17 protein-coding genes are annotated in these 14,053 nt (G+C 61.2%); 4 read left to right on the top strand and 13 right to left on the bottom strand.

Features of this window, described 5'->3' with window-relative positions:
* Positions 1 to 131 precede the first annotated feature (131 nt).
* The 6 genes from AC0J41_RS13330 to AC0J41_RS13305 all read right to left on the bottom strand — a co-directional run bounded on the left by AC0J41_RS13330 (position 132) and on the right by AC0J41_RS13305 (position 7,576).
* Positions 132 to 1,160, bottom strand: coding sequence for a DNA topoisomerase IB (locus AC0J41_RS13330; RefSeq protein WP_473015880.1), 1,029 nt, complete (start codon positions 1,158 to 1,160; stop codon positions 132 to 134).
* Between the two features lie 73 nt (positions 1,161 to 1,233).
* Complete coding sequence (gene modC, locus AC0J41_RS13325; RefSeq protein ID WP_473015879.1) at positions 1,234 to 2,313, bottom strand: molybdenum ABC transporter ATP-binding protein; 1,080 nt, start codon at positions 2,311 to 2,313, stop codon at positions 1,234 to 1,236.
* Between the two features lie 3 nt (positions 2,314 to 2,316).
* Positions 2,317 to 2,997, bottom strand: a complete 681-nt coding sequence (gene modB, locus AC0J41_RS13320) for a molybdate ABC transporter permease subunit (protein WP_025112450.1) — start codon at positions 2,995 to 2,997, stop codon at positions 2,317 to 2,319.
* Positions 2,998 to 3,765 (bottom strand): molybdate ABC transporter substrate-binding protein, encoded by a 768-nt coding sequence (gene modA / locus AC0J41_RS13315; RefSeq protein ID WP_473015878.1) that lies wholly within the window; start codon positions 3,763 to 3,765, stop codon positions 2,998 to 3,000.
* A 169-nt stretch (positions 3,766 to 3,934) separates the two neighbouring features.
* Positions 3,935 to 4,999, bottom strand: coding sequence for an NAD(P)H-dependent flavin oxidoreductase (locus AC0J41_RS13310; RefSeq protein WP_473015877.1), 1,065 nt, complete (start codon positions 4,997 to 4,999; stop codon positions 3,935 to 3,937).
* Between the two features lie 114 nt (positions 5,000 to 5,113).
* The gene (locus AC0J41_RS13305; RefSeq protein WP_473015876.1) at positions 5,114 to 7,576 is read right to left on the bottom strand and encodes an autotransporter; all 2,463 of its coding nucleotides are present in this window, start codon (positions 7,574 to 7,576) and stop codon (positions 5,114 to 5,116) included.
* Between the two features lie 189 nt (positions 7,577 to 7,765).
* On the opposite strand from AC0J41_RS13305, the gene acuI reads away from it, so the two are divergent.
* Complete coding sequence (acuI, locus tag AC0J41_RS13300; RefSeq protein ID WP_473015875.1) at positions 7,766 to 8,749, top strand: acrylyl-CoA reductase (NADPH); 984 nt, start codon at positions 7,766 to 7,768, stop codon at positions 8,747 to 8,749.
* A gap of 62 nt (positions 8,750 to 8,811) precedes the next feature.
* Positions 8,812 to 9,270: a GyrI-like domain-containing protein gene (locus AC0J41_RS13295; protein ID WP_473015874.1), complete on the top strand. Its 459-nt coding sequence runs from the start codon at positions 8,812 to 8,814 to the stop codon at positions 9,268 to 9,270.
* Here the strand turns inward: AC0J41_RS13295 and ada are convergent.
* The 5 genes from ada to AC0J41_RS13270 all read right to left on the bottom strand — a co-directional run bounded on the left by ada (position 9,267) and on the right by AC0J41_RS13270 (position 12,399).
* The gene (gene ada / locus AC0J41_RS13290) at positions 9,267 to 10,334 is read right to left on the bottom strand and encodes a bifunctional DNA-binding transcriptional regulator/O6-methylguanine-DNA methyltransferase Ada (protein ID WP_473015873.1); all 1,068 of its coding nucleotides are present in this window, start codon (positions 10,332 to 10,334) and stop codon (positions 9,267 to 9,269) included. The genes AC0J41_RS13295 and ada overlap by 4 nt on opposite strands.
* Positions 10,335 to 10,421: 87 nt before the next feature.
* Positions 10,422 to 11,087 carry a DNA oxidative demethylase AlkB gene (gene alkB / locus AC0J41_RS13285; RefSeq protein WP_473016000.1) on the bottom strand — a complete coding sequence of 222 codons (666 nt, stop codon included), beginning with the start codon at positions 11,085 to 11,087 and terminating at the stop codon, positions 10,422 to 10,424.
* Between the two features lie 5 nt (positions 11,088 to 11,092).
* Complete coding sequence (locus AC0J41_RS13280) at positions 11,093 to 11,803, bottom strand: 2OG-Fe(II) oxygenase (protein ID WP_473015872.1); 711 nt, start codon at positions 11,801 to 11,803, stop codon at positions 11,093 to 11,095.
* Between the two features lie 93 nt (positions 11,804 to 11,896).
* Positions 11,897 to 12,067: a hypothetical protein gene (locus AC0J41_RS13275; protein WP_177327363.1), complete on the bottom strand. Its 171-nt coding sequence runs from the start codon at positions 12,065 to 12,067 to the stop codon at positions 11,897 to 11,899.
* Between the two features lie 29 nt (positions 12,068 to 12,096).
* Positions 12,097 to 12,399, bottom strand: a complete 303-nt coding sequence (locus AC0J41_RS13270; protein ID WP_025112441.1) for a DUF1883 domain-containing protein — start codon at positions 12,397 to 12,399, stop codon at positions 12,097 to 12,099.
* 212 nt (positions 12,400 to 12,611) lie between these two features.
* On the opposite strand from AC0J41_RS13270, the gene AC0J41_RS13265 reads away from it, so the two are divergent.
* Together AC0J41_RS13265 and AC0J41_RS13260 are read left to right on the top strand one after the other, a co-directional pair.
* Positions 12,612 to 12,968: a hypothetical protein gene (locus AC0J41_RS13265; protein ID WP_025112440.1), complete on the top strand. Its 357-nt coding sequence runs from the start codon at positions 12,612 to 12,614 to the stop codon at positions 12,966 to 12,968.
* Between the two features lie 72 nt (positions 12,969 to 13,040).
* Positions 13,041 to 13,271: a hypothetical protein gene (locus AC0J41_RS13260; protein ID WP_003225391.1), complete on the top strand. Its 231-nt coding sequence runs from the start codon at positions 13,041 to 13,043 to the stop codon at positions 13,269 to 13,271.
* Between the two features lie 3 nt (positions 13,272 to 13,274).
* Here the strand turns inward: AC0J41_RS13260 and AC0J41_RS13255 are convergent, their stop codons facing one another.
* Positions 13,275 to 13,562 (bottom strand): hypothetical protein, encoded by a 288-nt coding sequence (locus tag AC0J41_RS13255; protein WP_081794906.1) that lies wholly within the window; start codon positions 13,560 to 13,562, stop codon positions 13,275 to 13,277.
* 154 nt (positions 13,563 to 13,716) lie between these two features.
* Positions 13,717 to 13,902, bottom strand: coding sequence for a hypothetical protein (locus AC0J41_RS13250; protein ID WP_016774922.1), 186 nt, complete (start codon positions 13,900 to 13,902; stop codon positions 13,717 to 13,719).
* Between the last annotated feature and the right edge of the window lie 151 nt (positions 13,903 to 14,053).

Raw genomic sequence — 14,053 nt, 5'->3', positions numbered from 1 at the left:
ATGTCGTGAACACTGACAGGCGCGATTCAGCGCGTGTCGCGATTACATTTTCAGAAGGCTTGATTGTTCACTTTCTGCGGTTGTCCTGAAGAGGGGAAAGGTGGCTAGCCTAGTCCAGCTGTGCGTCTCGATCAAGGCACATCCAGCATTTGCTCCAGAAACATCGCCAGGGCCACTTCCTCAGAGCGCAGGCCCTTGCGCACTCTTGGACGCGGCAGTTCGGCCAGCGCACCCAGCAGGAACCGCTCGACCACCGCTGGATGGATGTAGCACTTGCGGCACACCGCGGGGGTGTTGCCCAGTTGCTTGGACACGCTCTTGACCATGTCCACCACGTGTCGTTTCGCCTCGGCTTCCGACTCCCATTGCAGCTCGCGCAACACCGCCAGAGCCAGCGCGCTGCCGGCCCAGGTGCGGTAGTCCTTGGCGGTGAAGTCGGCGCCGGTGAGGGTCTGCAGGTAAGTATTGACGTCCTGCGAGCTGACGGTGTGCCGCTCGCCGTTGTCGTCCAGGTACTGGAACAGATTTTGCCCGGGAATCTCCAGGCAACGCTTGATGATACGCGCCAGGCGCCGATCCTTGACGGTGATCTGGTGCTCGATGCCGCTCTTGCCGCGAAACTGGAACAGGATCGCGCTGCCATTGACCTCGACATGCCGGCTGCGCAGGGTGGTCAGGCCGTAGGAACGGTTGTCCCGCGCGTATTGAGTGTTGCCGACGCGGATCAGCGTGGCGTCGAGCAACGTGATGACTGTGGCCATGACCTTGTCGCGGCTGAAACCGGGCGCGGCCAGTAAGGTTTCGAGTTGTTTACGCAACTTTGGCAGTGCCAGGCCGAACTCACGCAGGCGCGAGTACTTGTCGGCGTCGCGCACTTCACGCCAGCGTGGGTGATACCGATATTGCTTGCGGCCGCGGGCATCGCGGCCGGTGGCCTGCAAATGGCCGCGCGGGTCGGCGCAGATCCACACGTCGGTGTAGGCCGGTGGCACCGCCAGTGCGTTGATCCGGCGGATCTCGTCAGAGTCGCTGATGCGCTGTCCGGTCGGATCGAAATAGGCGAATTTGCCACGCAGCTTCTTGCGGGTCAGGCCGGGTTGGGTGTCGTCGACGTAATGCAGATCGGGTGGCAGCAGGTCGGCTGGCGCAGTGTCGGGCATGGCGGAGGTCCTTGGCGGCGAATCGCTCTGTTACAGCGATTGACCGCGCGCCATGGCCGTCGTGCCAACGAATTCAGGCCAGTACCGCGACAGCCTTGATCTGCGCCCACAAATGCTGGCCCGGATGGATGCCCAACTGATCCCGGGAGAACCGGGTAATCCGCGCCAACAGCGGCGTGCCACCGGCATCCAGCCGAATCAATACATGCGCGGTGTTGTCCGCCGCCTGCTCGCTGACCACGGTGACCGGCAACCGATTGAGAATGCTGCTGGCTTCGCTGTCGTGCAGGCTCAGGCTGATGTCGCGCGCGTGCACCTTGGCGCGCAAGGCCTGGCCCACGGTCATGGGCGCGTGGGTCACGCGGATGTTCATCTCGGTGGCCGGCAGTTGCAGGCTGAGCAGCTGATAATCGGCGTCGTAGGCGCTGACCTGGCCTTCGATGATCACGCCAGCGTCATCGCCCATCGCCATTGGCAGGTCCAGACGGGCGAGGGTCTCGCCGATCGGGCCGCTGGCCAGCGCCTTGCCGTCGCTGAGCAGCACCAAATGATCGGCAAGGCGCGCGACCTCATCCTGAGCGTGGCTGACGTACAGCACCGGAATGTCCAGTTCATCGTGCAGGCGTTGCAGGTACGGCAGGATTTCGTTTTTGCGCTGGCTATCGAGGGCGGCCAATGGCTCGTCCATCAGCAGCAGTTTCGGGCTGGTCAGCAGTGCGCGGGCGATGCCGACACGCTGGCGTTCGCCGCCGGACAGGTGCTGCGGATGGCGTTCCAGCAAATGACCGATGCCCAGCAGTTCGGTAGCTTGCGCCATGTCGACCCGACGCTGGGCCTTGGCGATGCGCTTGAGGCCGAACTGCAGGTTGGCCAGCACTGACAAGTGCGGGAACAGACTGGCCTCCTGGAACACATAACCCAGTGCACGTTTGTGCGGCGGGACAAAAATGCGCCGTTCGCTGTCCTGCCAGACTTCGTCGTTGACCTGGATAAAACCCTGTTCGGCCCGCTCAAGACCGGCGATACAGCGCAGGCAGGTGGTTTTGCCCGAACCGGAATGACCGTACAGCGCGGTCACTCCACGCCCCGGCAAGTGCAGATCGACATCCAGGCTGAAGCCTGAATAGGCGATTTTCAGACGTGCATCAATCATCAATCAGCTCCAGCCCGCACGGGTCTTGCGGCTGGAGTACAGCGCCAACAACACCAGAAACGAAAACACCAGCATTGCTCCGGCCAGCCAATGGGCCTGAGCGTATTCCATGGCCTCGACATGGTCGTAGATCTGCACCGAGACCACCCGGGTCTTGTCGGGAATGTTGCCGCCGATCATCAGCACCACGCCGAATTCGCCGACGGTATGCGCGAAACCGAGGATCGCCGCCGTCACGAATCCGGGGCGGGCCAATGGCAGTATCACGCTGAAAAAGGTGTCCCAGGGATTGGCGCGCAAGGTCGCGGCCACTTCCAGTGGGCGAGTGCCTATCGCCGAGAAGGCGTTTTGCAGCGGTTGCACCACAAACGGCATGGAATAGATCACCGAACCGATCACCAGCCCGGTGAAGCTGAAGGTCAGGGTGCCCAGGCCCAGCCATTGGGTGAAATGCCCGAGAAAACCATTGGGGCCCATCATCAGCAACAGATAGAAACCGATCACGGTCGGTGGCAGCACGAGGGGCAAGGCGACGATCGCCCCGATCGGGCCGCGCAGCCAGGAACGGCTGCGCGACAACCACAAGGCAATCGGAGTGCCGACGACCAGCAAGATCGCGGTGGTCAGGGACGCCAGTTTAAGGGTCAGCCAGATCGCCGCAAAGTCGGCACTCGAGAGCGCCATTTAGAGCTGGTAGCCGTAGGACTTGATGACCGCAGCAGCTTTCGGGCCTTTGAGGTATTCAACCAGTGCCTTGGCGGCGGCGCTGTCCTTGCCTTTGTTCAGGATGACTGCGTCCTGTTTGATCGGGTCGTGCATGCTGGCTGGAACGATCCACGCCGAACCGCTGGTGACCTTGCCGTCCTTGTAGATCTGCGACAGTGCGACGAAGCCCAGTTCGGCGTTACCGGTGGAGACAAACTGGTAAGCCTGGGTAATATTCTGGCCTTCGACGATCTTGGCTTTGGTCGCTTCAGTCAGTTTGAGTTTTTCCAGTACCTGAGTGGCCGCCAGGCCATACGGCGCGGCTTTCGGGTTGGCGATGGACAGGTGCTGGTACTCGTTATTCTTCAGTACGTCACCTTTGGCGTCGACGTAACCTTCTTTCGCCGACCACAGTGCCAGGGTGCCGATGGCGTAGGTGAAGCGCGAGCCTTTGACGGTGTCGCCTTCTTTTTCCAGTTTTTCCGGGGTGGTGTCATCGGCCGAGAGGAACACTTCGAACGGCGCGCCGTTCTTGATCTGGGTGTAGAACTGGCCGGTGGCGCCGTAGGCAGCCACCAGTTTGTGCCCGGTGTCTTTTTCGAAATCGGCAGCGATCGCCTGGATTGGTGCGGTGAAGTTAGCGGCAACTGCCACCTGCACTTCATCAGCCTGAGCGGCGCCAAAGGCGAATACCGCCAGCAAAGTGGCCAGGCAAGTTGGGGCAAAACGTGAGGCACGAATGGTCATGTAACAGCTCCGTTATTGGCGAGTGCAGAGGGCAGTTATTGTTGGGGGTGGACTGCACCGATGCGAGGGGGTGAAACGCTATATAGCGAAATATATAGCGAAATGCCGCTAAACAGGAAGTGCTTATAAACACGGGGTGAGGCTGTGCCGTTCCTCACCCCGTGCCGGATCATCGGCGCGCCAGTTTTGCCAGGGCGCCTTCAGCCAGTTGCCGGGTCAGTTCGGCGCTGCTCCGCTCCTCGCCCAATGGAAAGGCCTGACCGGCCCAGAGATTACTGAATTGCGCTTCGTTTTTGGCGCGCAACGGCATCAATGCTCCGCCGGCCAGCGGGAACGCCGGCGCCTTGGGCGACATCGGGCCGATCTCGCGCATCACCCGATTGAAAATCCCCCGAGCGGGGCGCCCGGTGAACAGGTTGGTCAGGGCGGTTTCGCTTTCCTTGGCGCTGCGCAGCGCCTGGTGGTGGGACGCACTGACCTTGGCTTCCGGCGTGAACAGGTAGGCGGTGCCGACCTGGACTGCCGATGCGCCCAGCATCAATGCCGCCGCCACACCTCGGCCGTCGGCGATGCCGCCGGCAGCAATGACCGGGACCTTGACCGCGTCAGCAATCTGCGGCACCAGGGCAAAGGTGCCGACCTGGCTGCTCAAGTCATCACTGAGAAACATCCCGCGGTGTCCACCCGCCTCGTAACCCATCGCGATGATCGCATCGCAGCCGTGTTGTTCAAGCCATAACGCTTCATCGACGGTGGTCGCGGAAGAGAGGATTTTCGCGCCAGTGGCCTTGACCCGATCCAGCAGGGATTTCTCCGGCAGGCCAAAGTGAAAACTTACCACTGGCGGGCGAAACTCTTCCAGCACGGCGCACGCCGCCGCATCGAATGGCGCCCGATTGGAAACCGGTGTCGGCGCATCGAAATCGACGCCCAGCTCGCGGTAATAAGGCTCCAGCAGATTTTTCCAGTCGCGTGCCCGTTGTTCATCGGCGGTCGGTGGCTGATGACAGAAAAAATTGACGTTGAACGGATTGCGGGTGTGCTCGCGAATGGTCTGCAGATCTTCACGCAGTTGCTCGATGCTCAGCATGGCGGCAGGCATCGAACCCAACCCGCCCGCGTTGCACACAGCGATCACCATGGCCGGAGTCGTGGCGCCGGCCATGGGAGCCTGGATGATCGGCAGTTCGATGCCGAGAAGGTCAAGCAAGCGGGTGTCAGGCCATTGACTCATGGAAGCAGTTCTCCGAACGATGAAACGGGGCAGGGACGGCAGAGCCGGTTTTTTAACAGCAAAACCGGCCTCAGGGCCAGCCCGGATTTTCAGGGCAGGGGCAATCGTCCCCTGTCAGCGTCGATGAAGTCCGCCACCACCGCCGCCTCCAAAGGAGCGATTCATGTTTTGCGAAGAGTTGTGAAAGTTATTGGTGCGCTGGTTGCCGAAGTTGCGCGCCGCCGATTCGCGATTGAGGTTTTGCAACTGGGCATTGTTGTTGACCGGTGCCGTGCGTGTCGGACTGCCCTTGACCATTGATTGCCAACCGTTGTCGGTCTTCTTGTAGACATTGCCGTCGTGCCCGGCATACACGTTGTCGCCGACCCGTGCGGCACCGCCGTTGCGTCCCTTCACGCCGCCATATTGCGTGGTCTTGTCGGTGTTGGGGTTGTAGACCGCGCCACGATTGGCGGTGACCTGAGTGCCATTGCGTGCGTTGCCCGCCGTCACCCGGCCGCCGGCAATGGCGCCACCGTTCGGCCCGACCACTTCGCCGCTGCGTCCGGCCGCGTAGTTGCCGTTGTAGACATTGTGTACGGCCCCGCGCTGACCCGCCGCGGCAATGCCGGTGCGCGAGTTATAGGACGAGCCGACCTGACCCGCCCAGCGATTGCCGGTCCAGGCGTTGTAGCCAGCGCCATAGCGACTCACGGTCGCGCGGTCACCCCATTGACGATAGATATTGCCGGTGGTGCCGGCCCAGCCGCCAGGGCCCCAGGCCACGGCACCACCTCGATAACCGTAAGCGGCGCCGCCCCAGGCCAGCGGCGCCGGGTACAAGTGCGGCCCCCAGGCGTAACCCCAGCCATAATTGCCCCACCACGGGTAAGCGCCCCAGCCCCAGCCCATCGCCACGGTGTTGCCGCCCCAGCTCCAGCCGAAGCCGAAACCGAAGGTCCAGCCGGTCCACGGCGTGTAGCGAATCGCGACGCCGAAACCGTACGTCACCGGTGGCCCGTACCAGACGTTGCCGACCCATGGCGTGTACGGATAACCGGTGCCGTAGACCACCACACCCGTGGTCGGGTCCAGGTTCGAACCCTGATAACCCGGGGTGTAGCCGACGACCACGGTATCGCCGCTGGACTCATAGACCTTGACGTAAGTGAGGTAATGCATCGGTGAGCTTGGCGGAATCGAGTAGATCACCGCCGGTACCGAACTGGCGACGACCCACGGCCCGTTCACTGATGTCGCGGTGAACCAGATACCGTTTTCCACCGCATACCAGTTGTCATTGTCGACGCGAATGATCGGTGTGGCGCTGTTGACCACGTACTGCAGCGATGTGTTGTTGATCGCCTTGAGTTGCGGCTCGCCGTCGAACTGCGGCGCGGTCATTTTCACTGCGCTTTTCTTGATCGCCGAGGTTTGCGGAATGGTCGCGGCGATCGCGGCTTCCTTGGCCTGTGGCGTGCCGGCGACGGAGGCCTTGACGTTTTCTTTTGGGCTGTCGTCGGGAATGTTGGCAAAGTCTGCCGGCAGTTTGTCCGCCGGGGTAAACGTCCAGGGACCGCTCATGTCGGCGGCACGGAACCAGCGGCCGGAGATCAGCACGTAACTGTTCTGATCGCCGATTTCCTTGAAAATGTGGCCGGTGGTATTGCTTACGTACAACAGGCTGGTGCCTTGAATCGGCGACCACTGTGGCGGCCCGTCGGTGACGATCAGTTCGGTGGGGGTGGTGGCGATGAAGATTCTCGGCTGTGGCGCCTTGGCCAGGCTGGGGGCCTTGTCTTTCGGATCACTCTGGCCGGTCAGCAGATCGACCTGACGGCTCTGAATCGCTGCCTGCCTGGCTTTCTCCAGATCGGCCGGGGGTGTGGTCAGGCGCGTGTACTCGCCGCTGAGACTGTCGGCAACCATCCAGCCATCAAACACGTGCAGGTAGTGCTTGCCCTCAGCGTCCTTGAGCAGCAGCGGGCGGGTGTTGATCACCCGTTGCAACGCGGTGCCATCGACGGCGCGGTAGGCCGCGTCACCATCGATGTAGACGAGCAGGGCGGGGCCGTCGGTGCTGATGATCGCCGGCGGGGTGTTTTCCAGCGGTGCGCTGTCGGCTTTCTGCTCGGCCGACAGCACGCCGACGGCGGCTTCGAGTTGATCGAGGGAAATGGTTTTCTTGCGGCTTTCGGCATCCTTTTGCAGCGCTGCGAGCCACACATCGGTCTGGCTGGCATCAGCGGGGAAGTCGGCCTTGATGATCCTGTATTGATCCAGCGCGACCCAGCGTGTGGCCTTGTTGACCAGGGTGTGTGCGCTGAACTGGACAATTCCGTAGGTGGGTTTGCCATCGGCGCCGGTGGCTTCGACCGCCGCCCGGGCATTTAGGGTGTAGCCGTCCCAACTGTCGAGTTGCGGCTGGTACACGGTCAGTTTGGCCTTGCCGCTGGTGATCACTTGCGGCCATGTCGGCGCGCTGGGCGCGGCATCGGCTGCGGCAGGTGTGGTGGCAGTGGCCGGGGCTGCCCAAGTGGTGCCAACGGTCAGCAGGCACAGCAATAACATCGCAAGCAATGAACGCGGGTAAGACATTGTCAGCTCCATCGACAGGGTCACTTTCGGGAGGGAGGGCAGCGAAAGCATGACCGTCGAAAAAGCATAGCCGCCCGCTCTGGAATTACTTTGCAGATTTGCGAATTGGCGCAAAGTCGGGTGGGGCAATGTGTTGCTTTGTGTTATTTCAAGGCGCGAGGATTTGAATCCATTGATTGCGAGGCAGCCATGTTCAACGGCATTTTGATCGACAAAGACGACAACGGTTACCACGCCAGTCTGCAGCAGATCAGCGAGGCGCAGTTGCCTGATGGTGACGTGACGGTGAAGGTTGCGTACAGCACGCTGAATTTCAAGGACGGTCTGGCGATTACCGGCAGCAGTCCGGTGGTGCGCAAGTTCCCGATGGTTCCGGGTATCGATCTGGCAGGAACGGTCGAGGTCAGTTCGCACCCCGACTACAAGGCCGGTGACTCAGTGCTGCTCAATGGCTGGGGCGTGGGCGAGAATCATTGGGGCGGGCTGGCGCAAAAGGCGCGACTCAATGGCGACTGGCTGATTCCTTTGCCCAAAGCATTCAGCACCGCGCAAGCGATGGCCATCGGCACCGCCGGCTACACGGCGATGCTGTGCATTCTGGCGCTGGAACGTAACGGCGTGACCGCGACTCAGGGCGAGGTGCTGGTGACTGGCGCGAATGGCGGGGTGGGCAGCTTCGCTATCGCCTTGCTCGGCAAACTGGGTTATCGGGTAGTGGCGTCAACCGGCCGGGTGTCCGAGCATGAATATCTGAAGCAACTGGGCGCCAGCGAAATCATAGATCGCGCGACCCTGTCGCAGCCGGGTAAACCACTGGCCAAGGAGCGCTGGGCAGCGGTGATCGATTCGGTCGGCAGCCATACGTTGGCCAACGCCTGTGCCAGCACCCGTGCCGAAGGAACGGTGGCGGCCTGCGGTCTGGCTCAGGGCATGGATTTCCCGGCGTCGGTGGCGCCGTTCATTTTGCGCGGGGTAACTCTGGCCGGGATCAATAGCGTGACCCAACCCAAGGCACGCCGGATCGAAGCCTGGGAACGTCTGGCCAGCGATCTGGACTGCGCCCTGTTGCCATTGATCAGCCACGAAATCGCGCTGAGCGAAGCCATTGATGCGACGCCAAAACTGCTCGCCGGGCAGTTGCGCGGCAGGGTTGTGGTCGACGTCAATCGCTGACAAAGTAAGCCTCATTGCGGCCCTCTGTGGCCGCACTTCTATAACAGGGAGCCGCAATTTCGATGGACTTGAAACGACAGCAAATCGACGCCTTTACCGTTGCCGGCCTGCGCGTACGTACCACCAACGCCGCAGAGCACCAGCCCGCGACCGCAAAAATCGGTCCGATGTGGGGGCGGTTTTTCAGCGAAGAACTGGCCGAGAGCATTCCTGCCAAGACCGCCAACTCGCCAATTTATGGTGTGTACTCGGCTTACGAGTCCGATGCCTCGGGTGCGTTCGATGTCACCGCTGGCGTCGCCGTGAGTGCGCGCACCAAGGACTACCAAGCGGTGCCGATTGAAGCGGGTGAGTATCTGGTGTTTGAAGCACAGGGCACGCTGCCTGACGCGGTCATTGCGACCTGGGGGCGGATCTGGACGTTCTTTGCAGACAATCCGCAGATTCAGCGCCGTTACGCCACCGACTTCGAGGCCTATACCGGCCCCGAGTCAGTGGCGGTCTACATCGGCATCCATTAAGGCTGCGTTTCGCGCTCCAGCAGTTGGCGCTTGCGCTCCACGCCCCAGCGATACCCTGAGAGATTGCCATCGCTGCGCACCACGCGATGGCAGGGGATCGCCACGGCCAGGCGATTGGCGCCGCAAGCCTGGGCGACGGCGCGCATGGAGGTCGGCGCACCAATACGCTGGGCGATCTCGGCGTAACTGGCGGTGCGCCCAACCGGGATTTCCCGTAGCGCCTGCCACACTCGCTCCTGAAAAGCCGTGCCGCGCACGTCCAGAGGCAAATCGAGGCCCAGTGCTGGCGCCTCGATGAAGCCGACCACTTGGGCAATCAACTGCTCGAAGCCGGTATCGGCGCCAATCAGGTTGGCCTGACGGAACTGATCCTGCAGATCACACACCAGTTGATGCGGATCATCGCCCAACAGAATCGCGCACACTCCGCGCTCACTCTGTGCCACCAGAATCGCCCCGAGTGAGCATTGGCCGACGGCAAAGTGAATGTCGTTGTTGCGCCCGGCCGCGCGGTAGTCGCCAGGCTTCATGCCCAGCACTTTGTCGGCCGATTCGTAGAAGCGGCTGTTGGAGTTGAAGCCTGCGTCGTACAGCGCATCGGTCACCGAACCACCGTCCGCCAGTCGTTCACGCACCCGGCGTGAGCGATGCGCCGCCGCGTAACCCTTGGGCGTAAGGCCGGTTGCAGCCTTGAACACACGGTGAAAATGAAACGGGCTGAGTCCGGCCGCCTCGGCGAGTTCGTTGAGCGCGGGCGGCGTTTCGCAGATTTCGATCTGCCGGCAGGCCAGCGCCACGGTCGCGGCGTGTTGGGTGGCGACGTCAGTCTGATCCTTGCTGGTGCGTTTGCTCGGACGATAACCCGCCGCCTCGGCGGCTTCGGCGCTGTCGAAGAACTCGACGTTCTGTGGCTTGGGCAAGCGCGAAAGACTGCTCGGGCGGCAATAGACCCCGGTGGTTTTCACTGCATAGACAAACTGCCCGTCGGCCCGCGGGTCCCGCGCAACGACGGCGGCCCAGCGTGGATCGGTTTCAACGTTGATGATGGGCGAAAGCTTTTTCATGGCGAGTAGTCCGTTGACCTGTTTGATTCAGGTTAATCAGCGGCGATGTCAGTAACACTCCGCGCCTTGCGGTCAAATTTTTCAGGCTCATCCGGCAACGCGAAAAGTCAGGTTGATCCGGCGTTCGCCCAAGCGTGGATGCCGCCCTGGCTTGATCGGCAGCACGCCGTGAAAACGCAGGCGATCGACGCCGCCCCAGACCACCATGTCGCCGTGCAGCAGGGGAATGCGCTGGCTCTTGTCGCTCCGGGCAAAACCACCGAACAGGAACATTGCCGGCAAGCCCAGTGACAACGAAACGATTGGCGCCGCGTAGGCATGTTCGTCTTTGTCCTGGTGCAAAGACATCTTGGCGCCGGGGATATATTGGTTGATCAGGCAGGAATCCGCGTGAAAGTCGGCAAATCCTGCGCGTTGCGCGGCTGTTTGCGCCAGTTCGAACAGCACCAGTGGCATCGCCGGCCATGGCCTGCCGCTCAGCGGGTCGACGGCGCTGTAACGATAGCCGCTGCGATCGGTGATCCAGCCCAGCGCCCCGCAACTGCTGGTGCCCACCGACATGCTGAAACCTCCCGGTGTGACCATGTGGCGCAACGGCGCGGCAGCGAGCAGGGCATCCAGCGCCGACAACACCTGATCGACAATCGGCAGCGCGAAGCCGCGCAACACCCATGACTGTTCACCGATTTGCTCGGCACGCGGTTGTTGCGCAGGTTCGTGGTCGGCGAACAGGTCGAAGGTGGTCGGTTGCATGCTGCTCATGTTGCGTCGTGGAAAATGATGCCTAGGGTATGCCGATTTCCACTGTGCAGGCGACTGACGCCATGCCGCAGGGTCACCTTATAGTCGCCGCGTGTGCCTCTGACCGGACGCTGGTTGACCGCAAAGATCACCGCATCACCTTGTTGCAGATCCACCACATGCGGGCGCGATTGCATGCGCGGCCGCTGCTCGGTCATGACGAACTCGCCGCCGGTAAAGTCTTGCCCCGGTGCTGACAGAAGAATCGCAACTTGCAGTGGGAAAACCAGCTCCCCGTAGAGGTCCTGATGCAGGCAGTTGTAGTCCTGCGGGCCGTACTGCAGCAACAGCGGCGTTGGCCGCAACTGACCGGCGGCGTGGCAGCGCTGAAGAAATTCGGCATGGGCGACAGGGAAACGTGCGGGCAAACCCATGCGGTCGTTCCAGCGGTTGGCCAGCGGCACCAGGCGCGGATAAAGCGCGTTGCGCAGGCGCTCGACCGTGGTCGGCAGGGGATAGCGAAAATATTTGTATTGCCCGCGACCGAAACCGTGACGGGCCATGACGACCTGCGAGCGAAACGGTTCGGTCTGCGGATACAGGACACTCAGGCGCTCGCAGGTGTGGGCCGAAAGCAGCGCACGGATGATGGCGTATCCTTGCTCATCCAGTTGCTGTTCCAGGGCTGCCCAATCGAGCGCATCCAGCCGTGAGGGGGACATTGACATGCTGACTCCTGAACGCGTGGTCTGGGCGCTCAGTCTGGGCAGGTCCCGGCGGCAGAACACTCCGCCGCTTGCGGTCGAATCCGATGTGTTGCGTTACAGGGCTTTGCTGACGGCGATATCGCTGATCACATCTTCAGTGGTGCCGTGGATCGCGTCCAGCGCCGCCTTGGCCTCTTCCACAGTGCCGTGTTCCAGTTGCGCGAACTCGAAGCGGCGCTCACCGTTGAGCTTGTATTTGATGACGTATTTGGTCGTTTGGGCCACGGTCGTGCTTACCTTGCGTTGGGGGCGACTCAGCTGAGTTTGGTGCTGGAGCGGCGGATGATTTTGATCGAGTGGGTCAGGGTCGGTTTGCGCGTGACGCTGATGGCGCGACGGTTGACGGTGTCGATGGTGATGTTCCAGAAACCGGTGCTCGGCGCGGTGATGCGCGCAGGAAACGTGTCGAAAGCGCCGCCGTGGTAGGTGTGGCGTCCGCCGTTCTTGAACGCGCGGAAGTTGGCGTCGTTCATCAAACGGATGTTGCAGGTTTGCGAGCATTGGATGACGACGATGTCGTCTTCGTTGAGGTGCTCGCGCTGGTGAATGAATTTCATGGGCGCCTCCAAAAGGGCTTTTTCTACTAAATCAAAACGATAGCATGTGCGATTGGCGCAGTTTATCAGCCCGAACGGGTTATTATCCCGCCGTCGAGCGCCGCTTTGACAATTAAAAACAGTTATTCGCGATTCGATGCGGGTTTAATGGAGTGAGCCTCGGAGAAAAATGGCATTACTGCTGTCCGACGGTCTTTATGGGAGGTGTTTGTATGAAGTGGGGTGTGGTGTGTCTGCCGTTGATGTTGGCCGTGGGTGGTTGCGCGAGCGTTTCCGAAATCAATGAGACGTTGCCGACCATGAGCGTGATTTCCGGCAAGAAACCCCATGAGTATGCTCAGTGCCTGGCGCAAAAGCTTGCCAGCAGCCGTGGCGCGTTGCAGATGGAACCGCACAAGGATGGCGTTCGAGTGATTGTTCCCGGGAAGTTTTCGACCGGTGCGGCTGCCGTGTTTGATATCGACGATCGCTCCGGCGGCAGCAGCATCAAGCTGCACGAGCGCATGTCCAATGTGCCGGTTCGTCCGCGTGACGTGCAAAACGCTGCCAATGCCTGTATTTCCGGCTGATAGACTGATAGTCATCAGCACCAATGCCGTCACAGCCATGCTGTGACGGCATTTTCATTTCTGGAGTCGCGAATGAAGCGAGAGCAAGTACGGGAGCGCCACGCAGAAGGCCTGATTTCTGCCACGCATGTCATTCAGAACCCGGCCAATCCGGGCGAGTGGATCGTGTTTTTCAAGAAGAGCGCCGGGCGCAGCTATTTTCTGGTGGACGATAACGATGAAGTCGAATCCTTTGCCCGGCTCGATGACTTGATCGAGATCGTACGCGGGCTCGGAATCAAATTCGCCGAGATTCACATGTAGGGTCTATTTGCAGACCACCACCACACTGCGGTTCTTGTAGTTGCCGACATCGACCCCCAGGGTCTTGTCGCTTTCCTTCGGCGCCGGCGTGCCATCGGTACCAACGATGCGATACCCGGTGCCGGCGCAGGAGGCATCAGCCTTTTCGTAGCAGGTGGCCCAGGAGTTGGCCTCGCCGGAGCAGTCGATGGTCAAGCCCTGTTCGCCGTTGTTCAGGTAAGTGGTTTGCGAAGTGGCACAGCCACCGAGGGCCAATACCGCGAGCAGCGGCAGCAATCTGTTCATGTTCATAGGAGTGTCGTCTTCAGCGAGGGAGGGGCTAAACGCTCTGACAGCGCCGCAGTGAAAAGGTTATAGCGATAGGCCACTTGTTTCATTGATCTTTCCGGTGGCCACAAAAAAGCCCTGCGCAAGGGCAGGGCTCGGCATCATGTGTCGCAGCCGATCAGTCTTGATCTTTGCCACGACGCTTGGACGATGCCGGGGTGTCTGTGAACACCGACGCTACATCCGTCGCCATCTGCTCACTGTCGAACGGCCCGGCGATGTGTTCGCCATTGGTCGTGGTCAGCGTCCACTTGCCGTCTTTCTTGTCGATCACATACCCGTTGATGATTTTTACCGCGGCCATCTATCTGTCTCGTTCGCTGGTTCAAAGGCGCCATGATACCGACAAATGCTCACATTGGGGGGCGATCGGCGTATGGTGGTGCAGCGCAGCTGCGTCTTTGAGCTACTCTGTTTTCGCCGCCAAAAGGCGCCAACGGAACTATCGGCGAGAA

Source organism: Pseudomonas sp. Arb-4-2C, assembly GCF_055755015.1.
This window is presented reverse-complemented; position numbering and strand designations above follow the sequence as displayed.

Coding starts and splice junctions, on each gene's coding strand:
- AC0J41_RS13270 (WP_025112441.1), bottom strand. CDS start 12,399: ATGAAATTCATTCACCAGCGCGAGCACCTCAACGAAGACGACATCGTC.
- AC0J41_RS13255 (WP_081794906.1), bottom strand. CDS start 13,562: ATGAACATGAACAGATTGCTGCCGCTGCTCGCGGTATTGGCCCTCGGT.
- AC0J41_RS13295 (WP_473015874.1), top strand. CDS start 8,812: ATGGACTTGAAACGACAGCAAATCGACGCCTTTACCGTTGCCGGCCTG.
- modC (WP_473015879.1), bottom strand. CDS start 2,313: ATGATTGATGCACGTCTGAAAATCGCCTATTCAGGCTTCAGCCTGGAT.
- acuI (WP_473015875.1), top strand. CDS start 7,766: ATGTTCAACGGCATTTTGATCGACAAAGACGACAACGGTTACCACGCC.
- alkB (WP_473016000.1), bottom strand. CDS start 11,087: ATGCAACCGACCACCTTCGACCTGTTCGCCGACCACGAACCTGCGCAA.
- AC0J41_RS13305 (WP_473015876.1), bottom strand. CDS start 7,576: ATGTCTTACCCGCGTTCATTGCTTGCGATGTTATTGCTGTGCCTGCTG.
- AC0J41_RS13330 (WP_473015880.1), bottom strand. CDS start 1,160: ATGCCCGACACTGCGCCAGCCGACCTGCTGCCACCCGATCTGCATTAC.
- ada (WP_473015873.1), bottom strand. CDS start 10,334: ATGAAAAAGCTTTCGCCCATCATCAACGTTGAAACCGATCCACGCTGG.
- AC0J41_RS13280 (WP_473015872.1), bottom strand. CDS start 11,803: ATGTCAATGTCCCCCTCACGGCTGGATGCGCTCGATTGGGCAGCCCTG.
- AC0J41_RS13265 (WP_025112440.1), top strand. CDS start 12,612: ATGAAGTGGGGTGTGGTGTGTCTGCCGTTGATGTTGGCCGTGGGTGGT.
- modB (WP_025112450.1), bottom strand. CDS start 2,997: ATGGCGCTCTCGAGTGCCGACTTTGCGGCGATCTGGCTGACCCTTAAA.
- AC0J41_RS13250 (WP_016774922.1), bottom strand. CDS start 13,902: ATGGCCGCGGTAAAAATCATCAACGGGTATGTGATCGACAAGAAAGAC.
- AC0J41_RS13310 (WP_473015877.1), bottom strand. CDS start 4,999: ATGAGTCAATGGCCTGACACCCGCTTGCTTGACCTTCTCGGCATCGAA.
- AC0J41_RS13260 (WP_003225391.1), top strand. CDS start 13,041: ATGAAGCGAGAGCAAGTACGGGAGCGCCACGCAGAAGGCCTGATTTCT.
- modA (WP_473015878.1), bottom strand. CDS start 3,765: ATGACCATTCGTGCCTCACGTTTTGCCCCAACTTGCCTGGCCACTTTG.